20 protein-coding genes and 4 tRNA genes are annotated in these 23381 nt (G+C 63.0%); 15 read left to right on the top strand and 9 right to left on the bottom strand.

Translation table 11 applies throughout. The features are described from left to right. Window positions 1-322: 322 nt before the first annotated feature. Together ACMHLQ_RS02480 and ACMHLQ_RS02475 are read right to left on the bottom strand one after the other, a co-directional pair. Window positions 323-2515, bottom strand: a complete 2193-nt coding sequence (locus ACMHLQ_RS02480) for a glycosyltransferase family 2 protein (RefSeq protein ID WP_415403182.1) — start codon at window positions 2513-2515, stop codon at window positions 323-325. Between the two features lie 30 nt (window positions 2516-2545). Continuing rightward, window positions 2546-2677 (bottom strand): hypothetical protein, encoded by a 132-nt coding sequence (locus ACMHLQ_RS02475; RefSeq protein ID WP_415403181.1) that lies wholly within the window; start codon window positions 2675-2677, stop codon window positions 2546-2548. Window positions 2678-3191: 514 nt separating this feature from the next. Here ACMHLQ_RS02475 and lon point away from each other — a divergent pair. From lon to ACMHLQ_RS02460, 3 genes are all read left to right on the top strand, one after another. Beyond that, complete coding sequence (lon, locus tag ACMHLQ_RS02470; RefSeq protein WP_415403180.1) at window positions 3192-5600, top strand: endopeptidase La; 2409 nt, start codon at window positions 3192-3194, stop codon at window positions 5598-5600. A 279-nt stretch (window positions 5601-5879) separates the two neighbouring features. Continuing rightward, complete coding sequence (locus ACMHLQ_RS02465) at window positions 5880-6347, top strand: HU family DNA-binding protein (protein WP_415403179.1); 468 nt, start codon at window positions 5880-5882, stop codon at window positions 6345-6347. 61 nt (window positions 6348-6408) lie between these two features. After that, a tRNA-Val gene (locus ACMHLQ_RS02460) sits at window positions 6409-6483 on the top strand. Between the two features lie 174 nt (window positions 6484-6657). Here ACMHLQ_RS02460 and ACMHLQ_RS02455 read toward each other — a convergent pair. Beyond that, window positions 6658-6945: a YciI family protein gene (locus ACMHLQ_RS02455; protein WP_415403178.1), complete on the bottom strand. Its 288-nt coding sequence runs from the start codon at window positions 6943-6945 to the stop codon at window positions 6658-6660. A gap of 86 nt (window positions 6946-7031) precedes the next feature. Here ACMHLQ_RS02455 and ACMHLQ_RS02450 point away from each other — a divergent pair, with 86 nt between their 5' ends. The 6 genes from ACMHLQ_RS02450 to ACMHLQ_RS02425 all read left to right on the top strand — a co-directional run bounded on the left by ACMHLQ_RS02450 (window position 7032) and on the right by ACMHLQ_RS02425 (window position 10069). Continuing rightward, window positions 7032-7838: a LysR family transcriptional regulator gene (locus ACMHLQ_RS02450; RefSeq protein ID WP_415403177.1), complete on the top strand. Its 807-nt coding sequence runs from the start codon at window positions 7032-7034 to the stop codon at window positions 7836-7838. A 10-nt stretch (window positions 7839-7848) separates the two neighbouring features. After that, a complete protein-coding gene (locus tag ACMHLQ_RS02445) occupies window positions 7849-8430 on the top strand; it encodes a histidine phosphatase family protein (protein WP_415403176.1) in 582 nt (193 codons plus the stop codon). A gap of 35 nt (window positions 8431-8465) precedes the next feature. After that, window positions 8466-8541 (top strand) — tRNA-Val (locus tag ACMHLQ_RS02440). A 214-nt stretch (window positions 8542-8755) separates the two neighbouring features. Then, window positions 8756-9694, top strand: coding sequence for a pirin family protein (locus ACMHLQ_RS02435; RefSeq protein ID WP_415403175.1), 939 nt, complete (start codon window positions 8756-8758; stop codon window positions 9692-9694). 83 nt (window positions 9695-9777) lie between these two features. Then, window positions 9778-9854, top strand: a tRNA-Asp gene (locus ACMHLQ_RS02430). 138 nt (window positions 9855-9992) lie between these two features. Beyond that, window positions 9993-10069: transfer RNA gene (locus tag ACMHLQ_RS02425), tRNA-Asp, on the top strand. A gap of 94 nt (window positions 10070-10163) precedes the next feature. Here ACMHLQ_RS02425 and ACMHLQ_RS02420 read toward each other — a convergent pair. Beyond that, entirely contained in the window at window positions 10164-10916 is a 753-nt protein-coding gene (locus tag ACMHLQ_RS02420) for a hypothetical protein (protein ID WP_415403174.1), read from the bottom strand. Window positions 10917-11005: 89 nt separating this feature from the next. Between ACMHLQ_RS02420 and ACMHLQ_RS02415 the strand changes: the two genes are divergently transcribed. Continuing rightward, on the top strand, window positions 11006-11878 hold the full coding sequence (locus ACMHLQ_RS02415) for a glycosyltransferase family 2 protein (protein ID WP_415403173.1): 873 nt from the start codon (window positions 11006-11008) through the stop codon (window positions 11876-11878). 108 nt (window positions 11879-11986) lie between these two features. Here the strand turns inward: ACMHLQ_RS02415 and ACMHLQ_RS02410 are convergent, their stop codons facing one another. Beyond that, entirely contained in the window at window positions 11987-12859 is an 873-nt protein-coding gene (locus tag ACMHLQ_RS02410) for an alpha/beta fold hydrolase (protein ID WP_415405346.1), read from the bottom strand. Between the two features lie 102 nt (window positions 12860-12961). Then, window positions 12962-14332 carry a M20/M25/M40 family metallo-hydrolase gene (locus tag ACMHLQ_RS02405; RefSeq protein ID WP_415403172.1) on the bottom strand — a complete coding sequence of 457 codons (1371 nt, stop codon included), beginning with the start codon at window positions 14330-14332 and terminating at the stop codon, window positions 12962-12964. A 226-nt stretch (window positions 14333-14558) separates the two neighbouring features. Between ACMHLQ_RS02405 and hemA the strand changes: the two genes are divergently transcribed. From hemA to ispG, 3 genes are all read left to right on the top strand, one after another. Beyond that, window positions 14559-15794, top strand: coding sequence for a 5-aminolevulinate synthase (gene hemA, locus ACMHLQ_RS02400; RefSeq protein ID WP_415405345.1), 1236 nt, complete (start codon window positions 14559-14561; stop codon window positions 15792-15794). 113 nt (window positions 15795-15907) lie between these two features. Further along, the gene (locus ACMHLQ_RS02395; protein ID WP_415403171.1) at window positions 15908-17119 is read left to right on the top strand and encodes a helix-turn-helix domain-containing protein; all 1212 of its coding nucleotides are present in this window, start codon (window positions 15908-15910) and stop codon (window positions 17117-17119) included. 77 nt (window positions 17120-17196) lie between these two features. Continuing rightward, entirely contained in the window at window positions 17197-18318 is a 1122-nt protein-coding gene (gene ispG / locus ACMHLQ_RS02390; RefSeq protein WP_415403170.1) for a flavodoxin-dependent (E)-4-hydroxy-3-methylbut-2-enyl-diphosphate synthase, read from the top strand. Between the two features lie 4 nt (window positions 18319-18322). Here ispG and ACMHLQ_RS02385 read toward each other — a convergent pair whose 3' ends face one another. Genes ACMHLQ_RS02385 through ACMHLQ_RS02375 form a run of 3 tightly spaced genes read right to left on the bottom strand, consistent with a single transcriptional unit; the run spans window position 18323 to window position 20880 of the window. Beyond that, on the bottom strand, window positions 18323-18796 hold the full coding sequence (locus ACMHLQ_RS02385; RefSeq protein ID WP_415403169.1) for an SRPBCC family protein: 474 nt from the start codon (window positions 18794-18796) through the stop codon (window positions 18323-18325). Between the two features lie 2 nt (window positions 18797-18798). Then, complete coding sequence (locus ACMHLQ_RS02380; RefSeq protein ID WP_415403168.1) at window positions 18799-19542, bottom strand: DsbA family protein; 744 nt, start codon at window positions 19540-19542, stop codon at window positions 18799-18801. 3 nt (window positions 19543-19545) lie between these two features. Further along, on the bottom strand, window positions 19546-20880 hold the full coding sequence (locus ACMHLQ_RS02375; RefSeq protein WP_415403167.1) for a M48 family metalloprotease: 1335 nt from the start codon (window positions 20878-20880) through the stop codon (window positions 19546-19548). 22 nt (window positions 20881-20902) lie between these two features. Between ACMHLQ_RS02375 and ACMHLQ_RS02370 the strand changes: the two genes are divergently transcribed. Continuing rightward, window positions 20903-22048, top strand: coding sequence for a pyridoxal phosphate-dependent aminotransferase (locus ACMHLQ_RS02370; protein WP_415403166.1), 1146 nt, complete (start codon window positions 20903-20905; stop codon window positions 22046-22048). Between the two features lie 53 nt (window positions 22049-22101). Then, window positions 22102-23310, top strand: a complete 1209-nt coding sequence (locus ACMHLQ_RS02365) for an N-acetylmuramoyl-L-alanine amidase (RefSeq protein WP_415403165.1) — start codon at window positions 22102-22104, stop codon at window positions 23308-23310. The last annotated feature ends 71 nt before the right edge of the window (window positions 23311-23381 follow it).

Below are 23381 nucleotides of genomic sequence, written 5' to 3'. Positions count from 1 at the left end.
TGTTTGGTTGAGTGGAACAGGTGGTTTGAAAATGCATGACAGTGAAATTGGGCGCAGGGCCGGTGTGGCATCGGGTGCCGGGCGTGGGCGCGGGATGTTTGGCGTTCAGGACGTGAGGGTCAGGAATTCCTCCATCGCGCCAAACCTGCCTGTGACATACGCTAAGCCCATTCACACACCCTGGGGAGGGATCGTCATGCAGTTTGCCGTATTTTCCGCGATTTGGTTCGCCGTATCGATTCTGGCGGTCCTGACCCTGGTGTGAGGATGGGGCGCGGCGCGCGTGCAAGCACGACGCCCCGCCCACCATCCCCGGCGATCTTCACGCGTGCCCCAGAACCTTGTCGAGCAGGTTGGCCACCCATGGCTTGGGGCGAATGACAAATCCGTACCGGTGTTTTCTGCGTTTTTTTCCTGCGTCCTGAAGGGACGTGTCCGTGCGGGGCGGCGGGTTGTCGCCCGCGATCTGGGCGCCTGCATCGAGCAAGGCATACAGCGCGTCGAGCGGGATCGAGTCCGGTGCGGACCAGTTTGCTGTTTCGAGTTGCTGTTTTGTTCTTTCGATGTCTGGCGCATAGCCGCGCGTGCTGCAGAACGCAGCGCTTGAGACGGCGAACCGGTCCAGCAGGTCGATCCGTTGCGGTGGGCTGAGCAGGCTGTCGCCCTTGGTGCGCGTGCGGCTTTGGTCACTGAAATAGGCTTGCATCAGCTTTTGCCGCCGGGTCTGGCTGGCCACCGTGGTATTGATGAGCTGCATGAGCTGGATGCTGGCGCGATCCGGGGTGGGATAGTGTGGCACTTCGATCTCGGGCAGGGCGTTGGGCAGCCCGGCGAGGTCGCAGAAACCGCGCCAGAGGCCTGTGCCCGCGCGCAAGGCATCAAAGTCCGCAAGCTGGACTTTGCGCCCCGTTGCGTCCTCGAACGGGGCGAAGAGGGCGGCGGCATCTGTCAGGCTGCCGGCGTGATCGACCAGCGTTTCGGCGATGCTGCGCGCGCCGCCCGGATGGGCCGAGGTGACCCATTCGGCATAAAACGCCTCGGCATAGTCGGCAGGGCTGCGCAGCAGGGCCACGACGTCGATCTGGGCAAACCCGCCAAGCCGGTCGAACAGTCTGGCGATCAGCGCGTCGCGGTCGGGTGCCGTGGGAAAGCTGAGGTTTTCAGCCGAGATCAGAACCGTGCGCGCGGGGTTTGCGTCGATTTCCCTGTGCAGGGCCGCCCAAGTGGCGTCGTCATCCTGCCGCAGCGCGCGCACGAGGCCCTGGTGGCCGGAGAGCGCGCCGGGGCGGCCCGCGACGTCTGTGTCAAAGCCGGTGCGTGGGATCAGGATGCCAGCGCGGCGCAACGCCTCGGCGTGATGCAGGAGGTGATGCTGGACGAATGTGGTGCCGGTCTTGTGCAGGCCGACATGCAGCACGAGGCGTTTTTGCGGATGCACATGCGGTTTGGGGGCAGGGGCCTTGGCGGGTTTGCAGGCGGCCATGAGGGCCTGCGCGCCGGTGAAGTCGCCGCTGCGCCAGGCCTTGTGCAGGGCAAAGAAGTCGGTGCGTGAGATGAGCCCGGCCCGCGTGCGCATGCCGACGCGGCTGGTGGCGGCGACCATGGGATCGGCAAAGATGTCGTGGCCAAAGCTGTCCGTGCCCAGCAGGGTCACGATGCGCTGCCCCATCTGGTCATAGGCGGGGTCGCCCGCGGCGAGTGGGGCCAGAATATCCATGTCCCAGATGAGGCGCGAGATGGTGTTGAACAGCTCGCGCTTGAGGTAGCGGGGGGCGAGGCCCTGCGCGGCGCTGGCGGCGCGGATGTGGTCCATGCATTTTTCCAGCAGCTGCACTTGCAGCAGATGGGTGTCGGGCGACGTGGCCGAGGACGAGATGGAGTTGGCGCGCCGCCGCCAGACCCGCACGGCCTTGCCCAGAAAGGCGACCTTGCGCGCGGCGGTGACGGTGTTGAGCACGAACAGGCGGTCCTCGAACTTGCGCTGTTCGGGGTCAAACCACAGCTCGTTCTTGTCGAGGAAATCGGCGCGGTAGATGCTAGACCAGGACGACACGATGAACTGGGCCTCTTGAGCGGCCATGCGGCCCGTGACGACGCGCTGGGTCATGTGCAATTTGGAGTCGCGGTGCAGCAGGGTGGAGTGGACCGAGCTTTCCGCGCCGAGATAGCAGGCCGCGTGGGTGATGTCGGCGCCGCTTTCGCGGGCATAGGCGAGTTGATCGCTCAGCCCCCCGAAGGTGTAGTAGTCATCGGCATCCAGGAAGGCGATCCATGTCCCGTTGGCGGCCACGATCCCTGTGTTGCGGGCCGCAGACAGGCCGCGATTCTCGGCGTGGTGGATGATGCGGGCGTCGAAACCCTGTGTCAGTGCCTCGACATCGGCGGGAGAGAACCGCTCGGGATTGTCATTGATGACAATCAGCTCGAGCCCGTCGATCCCCTGGTTGCGCACGGACCGCAGGGCAGTGCGCAGAAACGCGACCTCGTCATAGAAGGTGACAATGACGCTAAGCATGGGGGATCACGCGCACCGACATGCCGCCCCTCACATGCTAACGCCGTCGTCGGGCAGGATGGAAGACACGGGCATGATGGGATCGGGTGTCAGCCCTTCCTCGGGCATGTCCGCCGTGTCGTCCTCATCGTCGATATCGAAGGCGGCCAGAAGGCCGGTCATAATGAAAAGAATACCAAGCGCGCCCAATGTTCTACCTCAAGAATTACTACCACGATACACGGAGCCGATGTGCCGCAGCGGCAACCCTCGATTCCAACAACTTGAGACAATCCATAGGGCAGTATTGGTTAAAAGATCGTGAGTCCGAGACCCAATACGTGCCCGCATGTGGTGGTTGTTTCCAAATGCGAGACAATCGCAGGCCTGCACGAGGCGCATGGCCATCAACACATCGCCGTGACGTCCGCCTGCGCGCGACACTCACGGCATCCTGCCGCAGCCTTTGGGTGCAATGGCCACATATTGGGGCAAAGCGACACAAAAACACGACAGCTTGCGTCAAAAAACTGGGGACAGTTTGATTGGCCCCATTGCACCCTTGCCTTTGGCAGGTCAGGGTACACCTTGACACTCGGGCGCTGAGATCACAGATCAAGCAGTCCTAAACACGGAGACAGCCACGCGTTGCCGCATGCCGGGACCGAGCTGTCTTGCCAATGATAAGGAAAAGAGCATGCAAGAGCCACTGAACGCCTCTTACCCGGTGCTGCCGTTGCGCGATATCGTGGTGTTCCCCCACATGATCGTGCCGCTGTTCGTGGGCCGTGACAAATCGGTCCGCGCATTGGAAGAGGTGATGGCCGACGACAAGCAGATCCTGCTGTCGAGCCAGATCGACCCCTCCATTGACGACCCCGAAGCCTCGGGCATCTACAAGGCGGGTGTCCTGGCCAATGTGCTGCAACTGCTGAAGCTGCCCGATGGCACCGTGAAGGTGCTGGTCGAGGGGCAGGCGCGGGTGCGCATCACCGAATATCTGGAAAACGACAACTTCTTTGAGGCGCGCGCCGAGTATCTGACCGAGATGCCCGGTGATATGGCCACGACCGAGGCGCTGTTGCGGTCGGTCGGGGAAGAGTTCGAGCGCTATTCCAAGGTCAAGAAGAACATTCCCGAAGAGGCGCTGACCGCCGTCGGGGAGACTACTGAACCTGCCAAGCTGGCCGACCTCGTGGCCGGGCATCTGGGCATCGAAGTCGATCAAAAGCAGGACCTGCTCGAGACGCTGGCAGTGAGCGAGCGGTTGGAAAAGGTCTATGGCCTGATGCAGGGCGAACTGTCGGTTCTGCAGGTCGAGAAAAAGATCAAGACCCGCGTGAAATCCCAGATGGAGCGGACGCAGCGCGAGTATTATCTGAACGAACAGATGAAGGCGATCCAGCAAGAGCTGGGTGATGGCGAGGACGGCAAGAATGAAGTGGCCGAACTCGAAGCCAAGATCGCCGAGACCAAGCTGAGCAAGGAAGCGCGCGAGAAGGCGGATGCGGAGCTGAAAAAGCTCAAGAACATGTCGCCCATGTCGGCCGAGGCCACGGTTGTGCGCAACTATCTCGACTGGATGCTGTCGATCCCGTGGGGCGTCAAATCCCGCGTGAAGAAGGATTTGGGCCGCGCGCAGAAGATCCTCGATGACGACCACTATGGCCTTGAGAAGGTCAAGGAGCGCATCGTCGAGTATCTGGCGGTGCAACAGCGTTCCAAGAAGATGAAGGGCCCGATCATGTGTCTGGTTGGCCCTCCCGGTGTGGGTAAAACCTCGCTTGGGAAGTCGGTTGCCAAGGCGACGGGGCGCGAGTTTATCCGCATTTCGTTGGGTGGTGTACGCGATGAGAGCGAAATTCGCGGTCACCGTCGGACCTACATTGGCTCGATGCCCGGCAAGATCATTCAGGCGCTGAAAAAGGCCAAGACGACAAACCCGCTCATCCTGCTCGATGAAATCGACAAGATGGGGCAGGACTTCCGCGGTGATCCGGCGTCGGCGATGCTGGAGGTGCTTGATCCGGAACAGAACGGCACGTTTGTGGACCACTATCTGGAGGTCGAATATGACCTTTCGAACGTGATGTTCCTGACCACCTCGAACAGCTACAACATGCCTGGGCCATTGCTTGACCGCATGGAGATCATTCCGCTGGCGGGCTATACCGAGGATGAAAAGCGCGAGATTGCCAAGCAGCACCTGATCGCCAAGCAGGTCAAGAACCACGGGCTGAAGAAGTCCGAGTTCGAACTGACCGATGACGGGCTGTCCGACATCATCCGCTACTACACCCGCGAGGCGGGCGTGCGGAACCTTGAGCGCGAGATTGCCAAGGTGGCGCGCAAGTCGCTGACCAAGATCGTCAAGAAAGAGGCGGAGACCGTGAAGGTCACCGGTGAGAACCTTGATGAGTTCCTGGGCGTGCGCAAGCACCGCTATGGGCTGGCCGAGCAGGCCGATCAGGTCGGCGTTGTGACGGGTCTGGCCTGGACCTCCGTAGGTGGCGATCTGCTGCATATCGAGGCGCTGAAGCTGCCCGGCAAGGGGCGGATGAAGACGACCGGCAAGCTGGGCGACGTGATGAAGGAATCCATCGACGCCGCGGCCAGCTATGTGCGTTCGATCAGCCCCCAGATCGGGGTGAAGCCGCCGCAATTCGACAAGATGGACATCCACGTGCACGTGCCCGATGGCGCCACGCCCAAGGATGGGCCAAGCGCGGGTCTGGCCATGGTCACCTCGATCGTGTCGGTGCTGACGGGCATTCCGGTGCGCAAGGACATCGCCATGACGGGCGAAGTGTCGTTGCGCGGCAATGCGATGCCCATCGGTGGGTTGAAAGAGAAACTGCTGGCCGCCCTGCGCGGCGGGATCAAGACCGTTCTCATCCCCGAAGAGAACGAAAAGGACCTCGCCGAGATTCCCGACAACGTCAAAGAGGGGCTGGACATCATCCCGGTCACGCATGTGCGGGACGTGCTGGAGCGTGCCCTTATCGCCAAGCCCGACGCAATCGAATGGGACGAGGCGGCGGAAGAGGCCGCAGCGGCCGCAGCCGCGGCGGCCCGTGACACGGGTGCCGGTGCCACCGCGCACTGATCACCTTTGATCCAAGGATGGGGGGCGCGCAGCGGACATGCTGCGCGCCCCTTTTTCGTTTCCGGGCCCTCTGCAACGGGTGGCACCCGGCGTTGGAGGTGGGCCAAAGGCCATCCGCGCCGATTTTGCATGGCTTGGGTTCTGCGTGATCCTTGCGCGGGATTGTTGCGAAAACCGCTCCAATCCCTGCGAAATGGGGTACTTTGTCCCGTTCTTGTGGAATTGCTTAAGGTTTCGCGTTATGCAGCCCCAAAGCAGTGACAAAGGCAGAGGCACCCCATGGCGACCCGCACCACCAAGACGACCAGCACGACCAAGACCACGCGCACCAGCGCGGCCAAACCCAAAACGACGACCAGCACGACGACAAAAACCACCAGCGCCGCAAAGGCCGCGGCGCCAACAGCCCCGGTTGTGGTCGACTCTCCCACCCCCGTGGTTGCAGGGCCCATGATGCGCAAGAAAGAGTTGATTGATGCCGTTGTCGCGAAATCCGGCCTCAAGAAAAAAGACGTCAAACCGGCGGTCGAGGCGACCCTCGCCGTGCTCGGATCGGCCTTGCAGGACGGGCGCGAGTTGAACCTTCAGCCACTGGGCAAGATCAAGGTCAACCGCGAGAAAAAGCTGGCCGCAGGCAAGATGATGATCGCCCGCATTCGCCAGTCCCAGGACCTGCCAACGCAGGAAGCGCACCCCGATCCCAAGGATCTGGACGACGCCACGGATGCGCCTGCCGCCGCCGAATAGGTTTTTCTCGCAAGCCGACACTTGCAAGCGCCCGCGCTCTTGGCTAAGACGCGCGGGCTTTGGGTGATTAGCTCAGTGGTAGAGCGCTTCGTTCACATCGAAGATGTCAGGAGTTCGAATCTCTTATCACCCACCAAGCCCCTACCGTTTTGTACACTGATTGGTTGCGCCACGTGGATGGCCTGACCGACGCGCGTCTCCTGCGGAGCCACGCTGGGTCATGAGTTCGAATCTCTTATCACCCACTGAGCGTCTACCATTTTCGACACTGACACGTTTTCCCGCGCGGATGGCCTGACCGGCTCCGCCATCACTGTACAGTGCCGTCCCTGAATACCTGCTTCCACCGCAACACCCGCACCGATTTGCGCAAGCCTGTGGGCCAGAACGGGTCCGCCTCGATCAGTGCGGTTGCATCCTCTGCCGTGTCCACATTCACAACCCAGGCACCGCCAGCGCCGCTGTCGCCCTCAAACAAGGGGCCGGCGGCGTCGATCTGGGTTGCATGCGCGGACAGGAACGCAAGGTGATCGGCCACATGCGCGGCGCGGACATGGTCATGACCGGGGGCGTCTTCGAACAGGATGAGATAGGGCATGTTGCCTCCTTACGGATGTCTGTCCCCATGTTAGAGTTGCGAAAAAGCACATACCATTCAGACAACAGCAAAGGTGACTTGCAGGAATGCAGGATCTGGACTGGGACGACATGCGCGTGTTTCACGGCGTGGCAGAGGCGGGCAGTTTTGCCCGTGCAGCGACTGCCTTGGGCCAGCACGAAACCACCGTCGCGCGCCATGTGCGGCGACTGGAACAACGGCTGGGCCACATCCTGTGGCGCGGTCCCGAGGCCGGCGTGACGGACGAGGGCGCGGCGCTGTTGCTGCATGCGCGCAGGATGGCGGATGCGGCTGCCCATGCGCAGGCGGAGCTCGGCGGGCGTATCAGCCCGCAAGGCAACGTGCGTGTGACGGCTGTGCCCTGGGTGGTTGGCGCAGGTCTGTTGCCCGAACTGCCCGTCTGGTCGCAAACAACGCCGGAAATCACCCTGTCGCTGCTTAGCGCCCATGACAGTCTGGACGTGTTGCGCGGCGATGCCGACATTGCCCTGCGCCTCGCGCGCCCCGATGCCCATGCTGATGTGATCGTGCGCAAGCTGTGCGAGGTGCCTTTTGTCGTGGACGGGACGGCAGAGCCGTGGATCGGGTACGTGCCTGAAATGGCGCATCTGCCGCAAGCGCAATGGACAGACGAGGCGGCGGATCGCGTTTCCTTGCGCCTGTCGGATCAGGATGCGGTGACATTCGCTGTTCACCTGGGCCTGGGCCGGGCATGGGTGCCGCACTGCATGGCCCGCACGCCCGATCCGGCCTTTGGCACCCGGTCGCGGGCGCTGTGGTGTTTGACCCATCCGCGCACCCGACACGCGCCTGCGGTACGCGCGGTCTGTGACACGCTGTTGCCCCTTGTGGTGCGCCGCTTGTGCGGCTAGCCCACACCTCATGACATATTCCGACCTCCTGATCCTGCGCCACGGCGAAACCGAGTGGAACCTTGCGGGCCGTATGCAGGGCGCGTTGGACAGCCCGCTGACTGCCAAGGGCCGCGCGCAGGCGACGGCCCAGGCGCGGCTGTTGGCCAGCCACGGCATTGACGGATGGGCGTGTTGGTCAAGCCCGCAGGGCCGTGCGGTGGCAACGGCGCATATCGCCCTCGGGCCGCGCGCCGCCGATCTGCGCCACGACCCACGCCTGTGCGAGATCACCATGGGGGAGTGGACGGGCAAGCTGCGGGCCGAGATCGCAGCACAGGTGCCTCACCTCTTTGAAACGGATGACGATCTGGGCTGGTACGACCACGCCCCGGGCGGTGAGGGGATAGAGGCGCTCTATGCCCGCTGCGGGGCGTTTCTGGCCGGGCTGCGCGGGCCTGCGGTCATCGTGACCCATGGCATCACATCGCGCATGTTGCGCTGCCACGCGCTGGGGCTGGAGCCGGGTGCTTACGGCGATCTGCCGGGCGGGCAGGGGGTGGTTTATCACCTGTCGGGCGGTGTGCAGAACTGTCTGTCGGAAGGGGCTTGAAGGTGCCCTGCACCTTGGGCTAAGAGATGCGGACCGGGTCGTTAGCTCAGTTGGTAGAGCGCTTCGTTTACACCGAAGATGTCGGGAGTTCGAGCCTCTCACGACCCACCATATCCCCCTTTCTCATTTTAGGTGGTTCGCTTGGACGGATGACCCGACTGACGCGCATCGCCATTTTATGCAGCTGTGTTCCGCAGCGCCGGGATGCCTGTCCCACGGTGTGACCTTTCGTGCAGATGCGCACGCATGCCCTTTGCCAATGTTGGTTGTGTGCGGGACAACTGGCCCTATCTTGCCAAGGTATGACACGTCAGGAGTGCCCGAGATGAGCTGGAACCCCGCCCTTGATCCCGATTGCCCCAAAGGCGATGCCGTGGATGCGATCGAAACCGTCATCATTCCCCGCGCCCGTGATCTGGGTGGGTTCGAGGTGCGCCGCGCGCTGCCCGCGCCGAGGCGGCAGATGGTGGGCCCCTTCATCTTTTTCGACCAGATGGGCCCGGCGGAGTTCGTGACGGGCAAGGGCATTGATGTGCGCCCGCATCCCCATATCGGCCTGGCCACGGTCACATACCTCTACAAGGGCAAGATCCATCACCGCGATTCCCTTGGCACCGATCAGTGGATTGAACCGGGGGCGGTGAACTGGATGGTGGCGGGCCACGGCATCACCCATTCCGAACGGACCGATGGCGAGATTCGCAAGCGTCCGCATGATCTGTTCGGCATTCAGACATGGGTCGCCTTGCCCAAGGATGCCGAGGACAATCCGGCGGATTTCCAGCATGCGGCCAAGGCTGATCTGCCGTTTCTGCAAGGCGAGGGCAAGGAAGTGCGCCTGATCCTTGGGGATGCCTGGGGCGAACGCGCCCCGGTCGAGACGTTCTCCGAGATGTTCTATGCCGATGCGGTTCTTGAGGCGGGGGCGCGCTTGCCCTTGCCGGACAATCACGAAGACCGCGGCGTTTACGTGGTGCAGGGGGCGGTTACCGTGGCCGGCGACGTTTATGAGGCGGGCCAGATGATGGTGTTTCGCCCTGGCGATGCGATGTCGCTGACGGCGGGCGAGGCGGGTGCACGCCTGATGTTGCTGGGTGGGGCCACGCTGGAAGGGTCGCGCCACATCTGGTGGAATTTCGTGGCCTCCTCGCGCGAGCGGATCGACGCGGCCAAGGAGGCCTGGCGCGCAGGCGACTGGGCGCATGGCCGGTTTCAGCTGCCGCCGGGGGATGAGGATGAGTTCATCCCGCTGCCGGACAAGTAGCGTAGGTGATTTTTCCGCCCTTTTGCTGCAAAACCCCGCTTGACGGGGCAGGGCGGTGGACATAAACCCGAGCAACGCAGCGGGCGGTTGTAGCTCAGTTGGTTAGAGTACCGGCCTGTCACGCCGGGGGTCGCGGGTTCGAGCCCCGTCAACCGCGCCACTGCTGCGAAATACGCCGCTCCTTCGGGGGCGGCGTTTTTTCTTTGTCATGCGTTCGGTGCGTGCTGCCTTGATGGTGCATGAACTTCCAAAAACCCGTTGACGGCGCTGGCGTTGCAGCCTATTCCGCCCGTCACGCGCGGTTGTAGCTCAGCTGGTTAGAGTACCGGCCTGTCACGCCGGGGGTCGCGGGTTCGAGCCCCGTCAACCGCGCCACTTTCATCCAAATACCTGTCACATGCGGTGGCGGAAAACGACAGGTTTTCCGGTCCATTTTCCGTGTCGGAAAATGGCGCGTCGCGCGGGGTGTTCAGTACGTGTATCCCAGCATTGCTTCCTGATGCGCGTCCGTTTCGGCGCGCAGGAAATCCAGATCTGCCGCGCTCCAGCCCTTGGGGGCCGCGGGCCGCGTATCGACGGCCGGTTTGAACTTTGATCCCAACCGCTTGACCACCGGGCGGAATGCAGCGCTGCGGGGCGGACTGCCAAGGCCCGACAGGAGTGCATCAAGCGTCGCCTCTGGCGCGCTCTGTGCGTCTTCCATGCGCAGAATGATGCAGGTGCAATCCCGCTTCAACAAGCTGAAAAGGCTGGTCAACTTGGCCCGGCGCAGGGCAAACAGATTGGCATAGGGGGCGCCGGTTACCGGGTCGCGGTCGTGTTGCAGCGGTGCGCCTGTGCTGCCGTCGGGCACCAGCCCTTCGAAATAGCGCGGGCGGTCGATGACCGTGTCCCACCCCGCGCGGATGAAATCGGAAAATGGCAGGGCCTGCAGCGCGGGTGTGGTGTGCCAGGGTTTGGAGAACATGGACATCGCCCAAGTGTCCGCCCGCCGCACCACGCAGATCACCGCCATGTCCTGTGGCACCGCCAGCATATGGGGGTGCCCGTGTTTCCAGCCCAGCACTTCGGTAGGTTTCAGGCCCGTGTTGCGCCCCAAGAGCCGTTTGACAAAATTCGTGCCGGACGAGCGTTCGCCAAGCACCTGGTAGCGTGTGATGGGGACATCGCCCATGCGCTGGAGATGCAGGCCGGTTTCAGCGAAGGCGGGGGGCAGGGACATGGGGGACCTTTGCGGCAAATTAACGATTCTCTTGGCAGGGTCCTTGCACTAGACTGCGCAAAAATAACCAGTGAGCAGGACCTTACCCGATGCAGACAGTGGCCGCCGTGACCATGGTGCGCGATGACGCGTTTTTTCTCAAAGCGTGGCTGCGCCACTACGGTGAGATGTTCGGGCGCGAGAATTGCTATGTTGTGAACCACGGGCGTGGGGCCGAGGCGGCGGCGCTGGCCGCGGGCTGCAACATCATCGGCATTCCGGGCGATCCGCACAAGAATTTCGATGTGAAACGCTGGGGTTTGCTGAACAATCTGGTGGGTGGATTGCGCCGCTATTATCGCCACGTGATCGTGGGTGATGTGGATGAATTGGTGGTCCGCGATCCCGAGGCCGGGGGCAGTTTGCTCGAGTTCCTCGAAGCCGCGCCCGAGGGGCGTGTGCTGACGCCCCTTGGATTGGAAGTGATCCACCGCATTGATGTGGAGGAGGCTGTGATCGAGGATCATATCCTCGGGCCACGCCGCCACGTGCGCCCGGCGCCGCATTATTCCAAGCCTTGCATCATCTCGGCGCCGGTGAAAATCGCGCGCGGGGGCCATTTTACCCAAGCGGACAAGCTGTTTACGCCCGATGATCTTTATCTGATGCATCTGAAGTTCTGCGACTTTGGCGCTTATGTGGGCGTCATGGATCACCGCAATGCGGTGACAGAGGAAGTGAACGCGGGCGTGAAGGAGGCCGCAATCGGGCGGCACTGGTTTGCCGAAGCGCGCGGCGAGGACCGCGCTGTGTTCGAGGCCTTTGCCGATCTTGAGATGATGGACGCCTTTGACATGCGCCCCTTGCGGCGCAAGATGCAGCGGTCGTTCAAGCCGCGGGGCGATACGGGATACTACCAGTTTGATCGCCCGGATTATGGCACGCAATATGTGTTGCCGGAACGGTTTAGCGGTGTGATTTGACGGCGCAGGCGCACCACAGGTACGCCTTACGATGTCCAGTAAGGCGGAGGTGTCCCCCGCCTTTCCAAACACTTGCATATTTTCCTGAAAGGCGCATCGAGATGCGCCTTACTGTAAGGCGGAGGTGTCCTCCGCCACGCCGGTGAGGAAGGCGATCAGGGCTTTGGCCGTTTCCTCGGGATGCGTGTCGGGAAAGAAGTGGCCGCCGGGCAGCGCCGTGCTGCGCATATCCGACAGCCGCTCCGCCCATGTTCCGGGCACGTCAAAGGCGCGGCCCATCACGCCATCCCCGCCATAGATCACATGCGCGGGGCATGTGACCTGCTTGCCGAGGTCATCGCCGTCCAGCGCAAAATCCACATCGATGGCGGCCCGGTAGTCGTTGCACATGGTGCGAATGCACTCAGGATTGCGCCATGACCGGCGATAGGCCCCAAGCGCATCCGCGTCGAACCCCTCAATGCCACCGCCCCATCCGGCCAGGCAGCTTTCGAAATAGGCGTCCGGGTCGTGCCCGATCAGCGTTTCGGGGAAGGGCGCTGGCTGGGCGAGGAAGAACCAGTGGTAATAGGCGCGCGCAACCTCTTGCGTGAGCTCGCAGAGCAGAAGGTGCGTGGGCACGATGTCCATGAGCGTCAGCGACAGCACGGCGCCGGGCGTGTCGAGCGCCAGGCGGTGCGCCGTGCGCCCGCCCCGGTCGTGCCCGACCAGGTGAAAGTGATCAAAGCCGAGGAAGGCCATCAACGCGCGCTGATCCTCTGCCATGGCGCGAAAGCTCATATCCTCCATCTCGGGCGGCTTGGCGCTGTCGCCGTAGCCCCGCAAATCCGCAGTTACGACTGTGAAATCCGGCGCCAGGGCGGGGGCGATGGCGTGCCACATCGCGCGCGTTTGCGGAAAGCCTTGCAGCAACAGGACAGGTGGGCCTGATCCCTGAACGTCATAGGCGATGTGGATGTCATCGGTTTCGAACATGGGCATGGTGGTCTCTGCCTCGGATGTGAGCGCGGGGGCCAGCCCCCGCACCCCCGGAGTTTATTGGCAAGATGAAAGAGCGCATCGGGCTTTGCTGCGCGATGTGCACTAGCTGAGCGCGTCGAGGATGCGTGCCCAGCTGCGGATGCCCTTGTGGAAGCTTTCGAGGTCGTATTTTTCGTTGGGCGAGTGGATCTGGTCGTCATCCTTGCCAAAGCCGACCAGCATCGGGGTTGTGCCCACGATCTCCTGAAACAGACCGGCGATGGGGATTGACCCGCCACAGCCGACGTAAGCGGCTGGCAGTCCCCATTCCGCGGTGAGGGCGGCGCGCGCCGCCTCGAACGCCGGATCGCTGGTTTCGGTGACCGAGGCGTGGCCCGCGCCATGGCCGTGAAACTCGACCGTACAGTCGGCAGGCAGGGCATCCCGCACCACTTTGCGGAAGTTTTCGCGGATCTTGTGCGGGTCCTGATCGCCGACGAGGCGGAAGCTGACCTTTGCATGGGCCTGTGACGGCAGCACCGTCTTGAACCCGTCGCCCGTATACCCGCCCCAGATGCCGTTCACGTCGCATGTGGGGCGCGACCAGATCATTTCGAGCGGTGTGCGGTCCTGTTCGCCAGCAGGTTCCGACAGGCCCACATCACCGAGGAAGGTGGCATGATCAAAGGCGAGGCCCTGCCATTGGCTGCGGATATCGTCGGGCAATTCGTGCACGCCGTCGTAGAAATCGGGCACCGTGACGCGCCCCTGATCATCATGCAGTCCGGCGAGGATACGTGTCAGCACGCGGATCGGGTTCATCGACACACCGCCATACATGCCGGAATGGAGGTCCTTGTCGGGGGCGGTGATCGTGATCTCTTCGCCCAGCAGGCCGCGCAACATGGTGACGATGGCGGGCACGCGGCTTTCGAAGAGGCCTGTGTCGCAGATCAGGGCGAGGTCGGCTTTCAACTCTTCGGTGTTTTCTTTCATGAAGGGGATCAAGCTGGGTGAGCCTGATTCTTCCTCGCCCTCGAAGAAGAAGGTGATGCGGCAGGGCAAAGCGCCATGTTCGGCCTTCCAGGCGCGGCACGCCTCGACAAAGGTCATCAACTGGCCCTTGTCATCCGAAGACCCGCGCCCTCTGATCACGCGGCCCCTGGCCGTGTCCTCGATCTGTGGATCGAAGGGGTCATTATCCCAAAGGTCAAGCGGATCAACGGGTTGCACGTCGTAGTGCCCGTAAAACAGCAGGTGAGGTCCGGGCCCGTCGATATGGCCCACAACCATGGGGTGCCCCGGCGTGGCGCGCTTTTCTGCCGTCACCCCAAGGCTTTGCAGATCAGCCACCAGCCAGTCGGCCGCCGTCTGGCAGTGTTCGGCAAAGGCCGGGTCGGTCGAGATCGAGGGGATGCGGAGGAGGTCCAGCAGCCGATCCGTGGCTTGGGGCAGGTCGGTGTCAATGCGGGCGAGGACGGCGTCGAGGGTCATGGGGGCTCCTGTTTGGTCGAGGCGAGAGTAGCCGGGTGTAGGGCAGTGTCCAGAGGCCCAGTTGATTTGGGTCAAGGCGCGGGGCAGGTTGCCTTGCCATAGCGGTCCATGGCGGCGGTGCCTGCGACATGACGCGCATTTGATTGGCATTGAAGGGTCCCTCCGCAGTCTATATTCATTCTAAGAACTCGCCGGGCGCATATGTCCGGGGATGTGCACGACCAAGATGGAGCCTCGCGTGGACTACACCGCCAAACTGGACGACGCCCTGCAACGCCTGCATGACGAAGGGCGCTACCGCACTTTCATTGATATCGAGCGGCAAAAGGGGCAGTTCCCCCACGCGACCTGGACACGGCCTGACGGGACACGCGCGCCGATCACCGTGTGGTGTGGCAATGACTATCTTGGCATGGGGCAGAACCCGGTGGTTCTGGCCGCGATGCACGAAGCGATTGATGCAACCGGCGCAGGGTCGGGCGGCACACGCAATATCTCGGGCACGACTGTCTATCACAAACGGCTCGAGGCCGAGCTTGCCGATCTGCATGCCAAGGACGCAGCACTGCTGTTCACAAGCGCCTATATCGCCAATGATGCGACTTTAAGTACGCTGCCCAAGTTGTTCCCTGGCCTCATTATTTACTCGGACGCGCTGAACCACGCCTCGATGATCGAAGGTGTGCGCCGCAATGGTGGCGCCAAGCGGATTTTCCGTCACAATGACATGGAGCATCTGCGCGAGCTGCTGGCGGCAGACGATCCTGAGGCGCCCAAACTGATCGCCTTTGAATCCATCTACTCGATGGACGGCGATTTTGGCCCGATTGCCGAGATTTGCGATCTGGCGGATGAATTTGGAGCGCTCACTTACATCGACGAAGTGCACGCGGTGGGCATGTATGGCCCGCGCGGAGCCGGTGTGGCAGAGCGCGACGGGTTGATGGACCGCATCGACATCATCAACGGGACACTGGCCAAAGCCTATGGTGTCATGGGCGGCTATATCGCGGCATCCGCCAAGATGTGCGATGCGATCCGGTCCTATGCGCCGGGCTTTATCTTTACCACGTCCTTGCCACCCGCCATCGCGGCGGGGGCGGCGGCCTCTGTGGCCTTCCTCAAGACGGCGGAGAACCTGCGCGCCGATCACCAGGCCCAGGCCAAGGCGCTCAAGCTGCGGCTCAAGGGGATGGGCCTGCCGATCATCGATCATGGCAGCCACATCGTGCCCGTCATGGTGGGCAATCCGGTCCATACCAAGATGCTGAGTGACATGCTGCTTGAAGAGCATGGGATCTACGTACAACCCATCAATTTCCCGACCGTACCGCGCGGCACGGAACGGCTGCGGTTTACGCCTTCGCCGGTCCATGGACCAAGCGAGATCGATGCGCTGGTGCACGCAATGGATAAATTGTGGGCCCACTGTGCGCTAAATCGCGCTGAGAGTGCTGGATAATTCACTAAAATTCGCAAATGCCGTTGCCATGTGTTACCGTCTGTTAAACAACAGCGATGGGGCGAATCGAGTGGGACTGGTTCGTTAACACGTGAGACAATTGGGGCAGCGGTATGATCGGGCGCAAATCCGAAAAAACCAACATCGTTGAAGACGTCGAGCCAAAGGGCTTTGACGACTTCGAGCTGCGTCTCGGGGATATCATGCGCGGCGAACGCGCGACCCTTGGAAAATCCCTTCTCGACGTGCAGCGCGAATTGCGCATCAAGGCCAGCTATATTGCCGCGATCGAGGCCTGCGACCCGGATGCATTCGACACGCCCGGCTTTATCGCGGGCTACGTGCGATCCTATGCCCGCTACCTGAACATGGACCCGGACCGCGCTTTTGCCATCTTTTGCGCAGAGAGCGGGTTTTCCGTGGCGCACGGCATGTCTGCCGAGGCCTCCGTGGTCAAGAAACCGTCGCGCGAGGACCGTTTGGGCCGCGCGGCAGGGTCCGACATCTTTGCGGCCCCGTCGACACCGTTTGTTCCGGCGGGCGAGGCCATCTGGTCGCGTATCGAGCCGCGCGCCATCGGATCGTCGCTGGTCTTGCTGGCCCTGATCGGCGGCATCGGCTTTGGCGGCTATTCCGTCCTGCAAGAAGTACAGCGCGTACAGGTTGCACCTGTTGATCAGACGCCCGTGGTGCTGTCCGATCTCGACCCGCTGAGCGGTGCAGAGACGATTGACGTGGCCCAGGGCCCCAATATCGAAACACCGCGCGCGGATGTGCTGGATCGCCTCTATCGTCCCCAGGCGCTGGATGTCCCTGTGCTGGTGGCGCGCGATGCACCGATTGCAACGCTCGACCCGCGTGAGCTGGGTAGTTTTGCAGCGCCCACGCCCGAGCGTCCCGCGCCAACCTCCCTTGCCAGTGTATTGCCTGACGATCTGACCTCGTTCGGTCCGGTTGTGCCTCAAGTTGTTGAAAACCCTGCACCTGCGCTGACCATGGTCGCGGTGCGCCCGTCCTGGGTGCGTGTCCGCGCTGCGGATGGCACGGTGATCTACGAGGCGACGATGCAGCCCGGCGACACGTGGGAGGCTCCGCTGACCGAAGAGGCGCCGACGCTGCGCACGGGTGAAAGTGGCGCGATCTATTTCGCGATGAATGACAAGTTTTATGGCCCTGTCGGCCCTGCGGGATCGGTGACGTCGAACCTGCCGCTCGAGATTGCGGGCCTCAAGGAAACCTATCTGCCCGTGGATGTGAACACGGACGCGGCTCTGACCCGCTATGCAGAAGCCAAGGCGGCTGCCGTCACCGAGCCCGCCGAATAAGCGCGCGCGGCCCATTGCCGGGGCGCTGCGAGCTGTCTATCTTGCCTGACAACTGACCCATTTAGCAGGCCGCTGACATGTCGCTTAATCACATCCGTCCCTGGCGCAATATCTACCGGCGCGAAAGCCGTCAGATCATGGTTGGCAACGTGCCTGTGGGGGGCGATGCGCCGATCACCGTGCAGACCATGACCAACACGCTGACCACGGACGCCAAGGCAACAATCGCCCAGGTGCAGGCGGCCGCAGAGGCGGGCGCGGATATCGTGCGCGTGTCGGTGCCCGATCAGGACAGCGCGGTGGCAATGAAGGAAATCGTGCGCGAAAGCCCGGTGCCCTTGGTCGCGGACATCCATTTCCACTACAAGCGCGGGATCGAGGCGGCAGAGGCGGGCGCGGCCTGTCTGCGCATCAATCCGGGCAATATCGGGGATGAAAAGCGTGTGCGCGAGGTCATCAAGGCTGCGCGCGACAACAACTGTTCGATCCGCATCGGGGTAAATGCGGGCAGCCTCGAAAAACACCTGCTTGAAAAGTACGGAGAGCCGACACCGGACGCGATGGTCGAATCCGGCCTCGACCATATCAAGATATTGCAGGACAACGATTTTCACGAGTTCAAGATCAGCTGCAAGGCGTCTGATGTCTTCATGGCGGCCGCGGCCTACCAGCAACTGGCCGAAGCCACGGATGCCCCCATTCACCTTGGCATCACCGAGGCGGGCGGGCTGACCAGCGGCACCATCAAATCGGCCATCGGGCTGGGGCAGCTCTTGTGGATGGGCATTGGCGACACGATCCGCGTGTCCCTGTCCGCCGATCCGGTCGAAGAGGTCAAGGTCGGCTATGAAATCTTGAAATCGCTGGGCCTGCGCCATCGCGGTGTGAACATCATCTCGTGCCCATCCTGCGCGCGCCAGGGGTTCAACGTGATCAAGACGGTCGAGGTGCTGGAAGAGCGCCTCGCCCATATCAAGACCCCGATGAGCCTGTCGATCATCGGCTGCGTCGTGAATGGCCCCGGCGAGGCGCTGATGACGGATGTCGGCTTTACCGGCGGCGGGGCGGGGCACGGCATGGTCTATCTGGCGGGCAAGCAAAGCCATAAGCTCGACAATGACGAGATGGTCGACCACATCGTCGAACAGGTCGAAAGGAAGGCCGCCGAACTGGATGCTGCGGACAAGGCGGCGGAATAGGTCCTTAGGCGCCCGGCAAGATCCCTTTGAAGTTGATCTGCGCGAGGGCGGTCAGCCGTTTTTGCCGGTGCTTGTAAAAGGCGCGGGCAAACGCAGCGACAGGGCGTGTCAGCCACCCGGCGTCTATATCGACCCGGTCCGTGTAGTGCGTGCCACCGGCGCAGTCGGCCAGCGTGATCCAGTGATCCCAGCGCGCAATCATGGGCCCGTGTCCGTTGTCCCGGATCACATGCGCGCCGGGTTGCGGAAACGAGATGTCGATAACCTGCCAGCCCACCGGCAAAACGCCGAACAATCGCAGGCCAGCGCGGTAAGGGCCGGGCGACCACTGCGCTGGCCAATGTGCAGGCGCAATGGGATCAAAGGCAAGGATCGGGGCGGCAACGTGGTGCAACAGCGCGGGGCGCTGGATCGCGTCCCAAACCCGTTCAGGTGGCGCTGTGAGTGTGCACTCCAGTTCGACCCGAATGGCGGCCAAGCCTAGCCCCGCTTTTCCGCGACCAGCGACATCATCTCGTCATAAGGAAGGAAGCCGCGCAGCAATTCGTCCTGCAACACGAACGTTGGCGTGCCGGTGATCTGAAGCCGTTGCGCCAGTTCGCGGGTGCGTCGGATTTCATTTGTCACTTCTTCGCTGCCCATCCGCGCCTCGATCGCGTCTGCGTCCAGCCCGAACGTGGATGCCAGACGGCGCAGCGAGCGCATGTTGACCTCACCATTCATGGTCATCAGCGCGTCTGTCAGGCCCTTGTAGGCGTCGCCTCCGGCAACCTGCTTGGTCGCCACGGCAAAGCGCGAGGCAAGCAGGGATTGTTCGCCCAGGATCGGGAATTCCTTGACAATCAGGCGGATATTTCCGTCTGTTTCCAGCATCTTGGCCACTTCTTCATGGGCGCGTTTGCAGAACCCACAGCGATAATCGAGGAATTCGACCAGGGTGATGTCACCCTCCGGGTTGCCGCCCACAAAGCTGTAGCCGTCGTTGAAGATTTCCTCGGCATTGTCGGTGACCAGCGACAGATCGGCCTGCACCTGCGCGGCCTGCTGACGCTCTTCCAGGACGGCGACCGCGTCCATGATGACCTGCGGATTGTCCATCAGGTAGGCGCGAACCTCTTCGCGGAAAATCGCGCGCTGTTCGTCGGTCATTTCGCACAGATCAAGTGCTGCGGCGGGTAGGGCCATCGCAAGGGCGAGGGCAGAGGCGGCTAGGGGGCGAAACATGGGTTATCTCCGTTTCTTCTTTTCGGCGCGTTCAGAGGCAAGGAGCACATCGTGCGCCCGTTGCCAAGGGCCAGAGCCCTCGGCCAACAGCCCTGTCGCGCGTTTTGCGTGGATTCCGGCGTCTTCGAGGTTGCCACGGATGGCATAGCGTTCCGCGGTGATGAGGGAGGCCATGCCGCGCTGTCCCAATCTGGCATATGCCACGGACAGATCGCGCAGCATCGACGTGTCGCGGAAATCTATGGAGTGGGCGCGTTCCAGCGCGGGCAGGGCGGCCGAGACATTGCCGTTTGCCAGCAGCGCGCGGCCATAGCTGGCCTGCAACAGCCCGTCATTTGGGCGCAGCTTGACGGCTTGCCCCGTGGCGTTGGCAGCGGCGGCGAATTGGCGTGTCTCCATCAGGATCTGGCCCTTGAGGTCATAAAGGAATGGATCCTGCGGGCGCAGGGCGATGGCCTTGTCGATGGCGGCCAGGGCCTTGCGGGTGTCGGAGTTGCGGTGCCGGGCCATCGCCTCGCGGATCAGGGCCACATCGCGATACCCGCTTTCGCCGAGGCGGTTCAACGTCCAGCTGGGGCGGCGCTGATAAGCGGTCAGCTTGCCCTTGGCGCGGGTGAACCAGTAGTCCGATGCCGCGGTGTCGCCCGTGCTTTCCCCATAGGCGGCGGCATAGCCTTCGATGGCGCGCAGGCGATCACGGCTGAGCGGGTGCGAGCGCACGTAAGGGTCCTGGCGGCCTTCGGACAGTGCCTCTTGCCCCCGAAACAGGCGGAACACGTCCAGCATGCCGGACAGGGGGATGCCAGCGCTGCGTAAATAGCGCGCGCCGGACTGGTCCGCCGCGCTTTCTTCGGCGCGGGTGTGGCGCAGGAAGGCGCGTTGGGCGGCGCTTTGCGTACCGATGGCGATGGCGGCGGCCCCCTGGCCAGCGCCTGCGGCTGCCGCGATCACTGCCAGCGCCGTGCCGAGGCCTGCAGCGGTGCGTGCATTGCCCAGATTGCCCATGCGCCGTGCGATGTGCCCGTTGGCGATATGCGCCGCCTCATGCGCGATGACGGCCTGCAACATGGCCGCGCGGTCCATCCGGCTGATGAGGCCGGAGTGTATATAGATCGCGTCATTGCTGATCACGAACGCATTCAGCGAAACATCATTGACCACCAGGATCTTGGTCCGCGTCGGGCTGAGCCCTGCCGCCTTGAGCACCGGTGCCGCGACCTGCGCCAGCGCATATTCCATGTCCGCATCGCGCAACAGCGACACCGCCCGCGCAGGCAGCGCGAGGACGAAAGACAGCAACATGATTGACGCCATGCGCGCCACAGTATGAAAGGTCATGAGCCCGATCATAGGAGTGCCCATGCGAACCTCAAGCCGCAGTGATGTCGATCCCTTCATTGTGATGGATGTGATGGAGGCGGCGCGCGCCGCCGAAGCCGCCGGGCGTCATGTTATCCACATGGAAGTGGGACAGCCCGGCACCGGCGCACCGCAGGCGGCGATCCGCGCATTGAGTGCCGCGATGGAGGCGGGCCCACTGGGCTATACGGTGGCCCTGGGTCTGCCGGCCCTCAGGGCCCGCATCGCGCGGCTTTATGGTGAATGGTACAATGTTGATCTGGACCCTGCGCGCGTGATCGTCACGCCGGGCGCTTCGGGTGGTTTCATTCTGGCCTTCAACGCCCTGTTTGACAGCGGGGATCGCGTCGGCATCGGCGCGCCGGGCTATCCCAGCTATCGCCAGATCTTGAAGGGCCTCGGGTTCCAGCCCGTTGATCTGCCCACGGCAGATGCGCACCGGCTGCAACCCGTTCCGTCGGATTTTGCGGGGATGGATCTGGCGGGCCTGCTGGTGGCGTCACCCGCCAATCCAACCGGCACGATGCTGGACCGCCCGGCCATGGCCGCGCTGATCGAGGCGACGCAGGGGGCTGGTGCCAGCTTTATCAGCGACGAAATCTACCACGGCATCGAATACGAGGCCAAAGCCGTCAGCGCCCTTGAGGTGAGCGACGATGTCTACGTGATCAACTCGTTTTCTAAGTACTTCTCCATGACCGGCTGGCGCGTGGGGTGGATGGTCGTGCCCGAGGACCACGTGCGCGTGGTCGAGCGGATTGCCCAGAACATGTTCATCTGTGCGCCCCATGCCTCGCAGGTCGCCGCCCTTGCCGCGATGGATGCAGGCGAGGAGCTGGAGGCGAACATGGACGTCTACCGCGCCAACCGCGCGCTGATGCTCGACGAGTTGCCGCGCGCGGGTTTTGACCGCATCGCGCCGCCTGATGGTGCGTTCTATGTCTACGCCGACGTGTCCGACCTGACCGATAACAGCCGCGCCTTTGCCGCCGAAATCCTGGACCAGGCGGGCGTGGCCGTCACCCCGGGGCTGGATTTTGACCCTGTGCGCGGGCACCGAACTTTGCGCTTTTCCTATGCGCGCAGCACAGCGGACATCGCCGAGGGGTTGCAGCGCCTGAGTGATTTCATGGCCAAGCGGCGATAGGGGGATTCACGCGCGCCTTTGCATCCCTTATGGTGGCGAAAAAGGGTGGGGCGATGCGGGCAATTCTGGTCGGAATGATGATGTGGGCAGTGGCGGTATGTGCGCAAGCACAGGACCTGTCGGGCCTTGCGCGCGTCGAGGCCACGGCCAGTGGGATCGAGGATGGCTGGTTTGGCCGCACGACCCTGACCCTGTCGCTCAGCCAGGGTGTGCCGTTCCGCGTCTTTGTCCTTGACGATCCGGCGCGTCTGGTCGCTGACTTCCGCGAGGTGGATTTCGAAGGGGTGCAGGCCAGTGACCTGCTGGCCGAGGCGGGGCGCGTGTCTGCCGTGCGCTTTGGCACGTTCAAGCCAGGCTGGTCACGGTTGGTGGCCGATTTGACGACCCCGATGCTGCCCACCGAGATCGGGATGCCCGTCGATACATCCTCGGGGCGGGCCGAGTTGCGCATTGCGCTTGAGGAGGCATCAGCGGAAGAGTTTGCCGCGCGCGCAGGCGGGCCGCTCGACCCTGATTGGGGTGCGCAAGCTGCGGCCCCACCGCCTGCTGTCGAAGAGGACGGCTTTGTCGTGGTGATTGATCCCGGCCATGGTGGCGTTGATCCGGGCGCTGTACGCGACACCACCAGCGAGAAGGAATTGATGTTGGGCATTGCGCTGGCCTTGCGCGATGTGCTGCGCCGAACGGGCGAGGTCGAGGTGGTGCTGACCCGCGATGCGGACGTGTTCGTGTCGCTGCCGGGCCGTGTGGCACTGGCCCATCAGGTGGGGGCGGATGCCTTTATCTCTCTGCATGCGGACGCGTTGAGCCAGGGGCAGGCGCGCGGTGCAACGGTCTATACGCTGTCGGATGAGGCGTCGGATGCGGCCTCGGCGCAGTTGGCGGCACAGCATGACCGCGCCGACATTCTGGCCGGTGTCGACCTCAGCGGAACGGATGACGAGGTTGCCACCGTCCTCATGGATCTGGCCCGCGTCGAAACCATGCCGCGCACCGACACCCTGGCCACGGCCCTGATCGAGAACATGGCCATCGCGGGCGGCCCCATGAACAAACGACCCCGGCGCGAGGCGTCCTTTTCCGTGCTCAAAAGCGCGGATATCCCGTCGGTTCTGGTCGAAGTCGGGTTCCTGTCGGACAAGCGCGACCTTGCAAACCTGCGCGATCCCGTATGGCGCGCCGTGATGGTCGAGGCGCTGGCCGCAGGCATTCTGCAATGGCGCAACGACGATCTGGCGATGCAACCGCTGATCCGGCAATAGGGGCCGTTCACGTCGGCGAGATCGCGCCTGAGATCGGTTTTGACGCCCCCTTGCCGGTGGCGTATACCTGA

This window comes from Tateyamaria algicola (assembly GCF_047715485.1).
Lineage (GTDB): Bacteria > Pseudomonadota > Alphaproteobacteria > Rhodobacterales > Rhodobacteraceae > Tateyamaria.
Note: the sequence above shows the minus strand (reverse complement) of the source record. Positions and strands in the feature narration are given on the sequence as shown.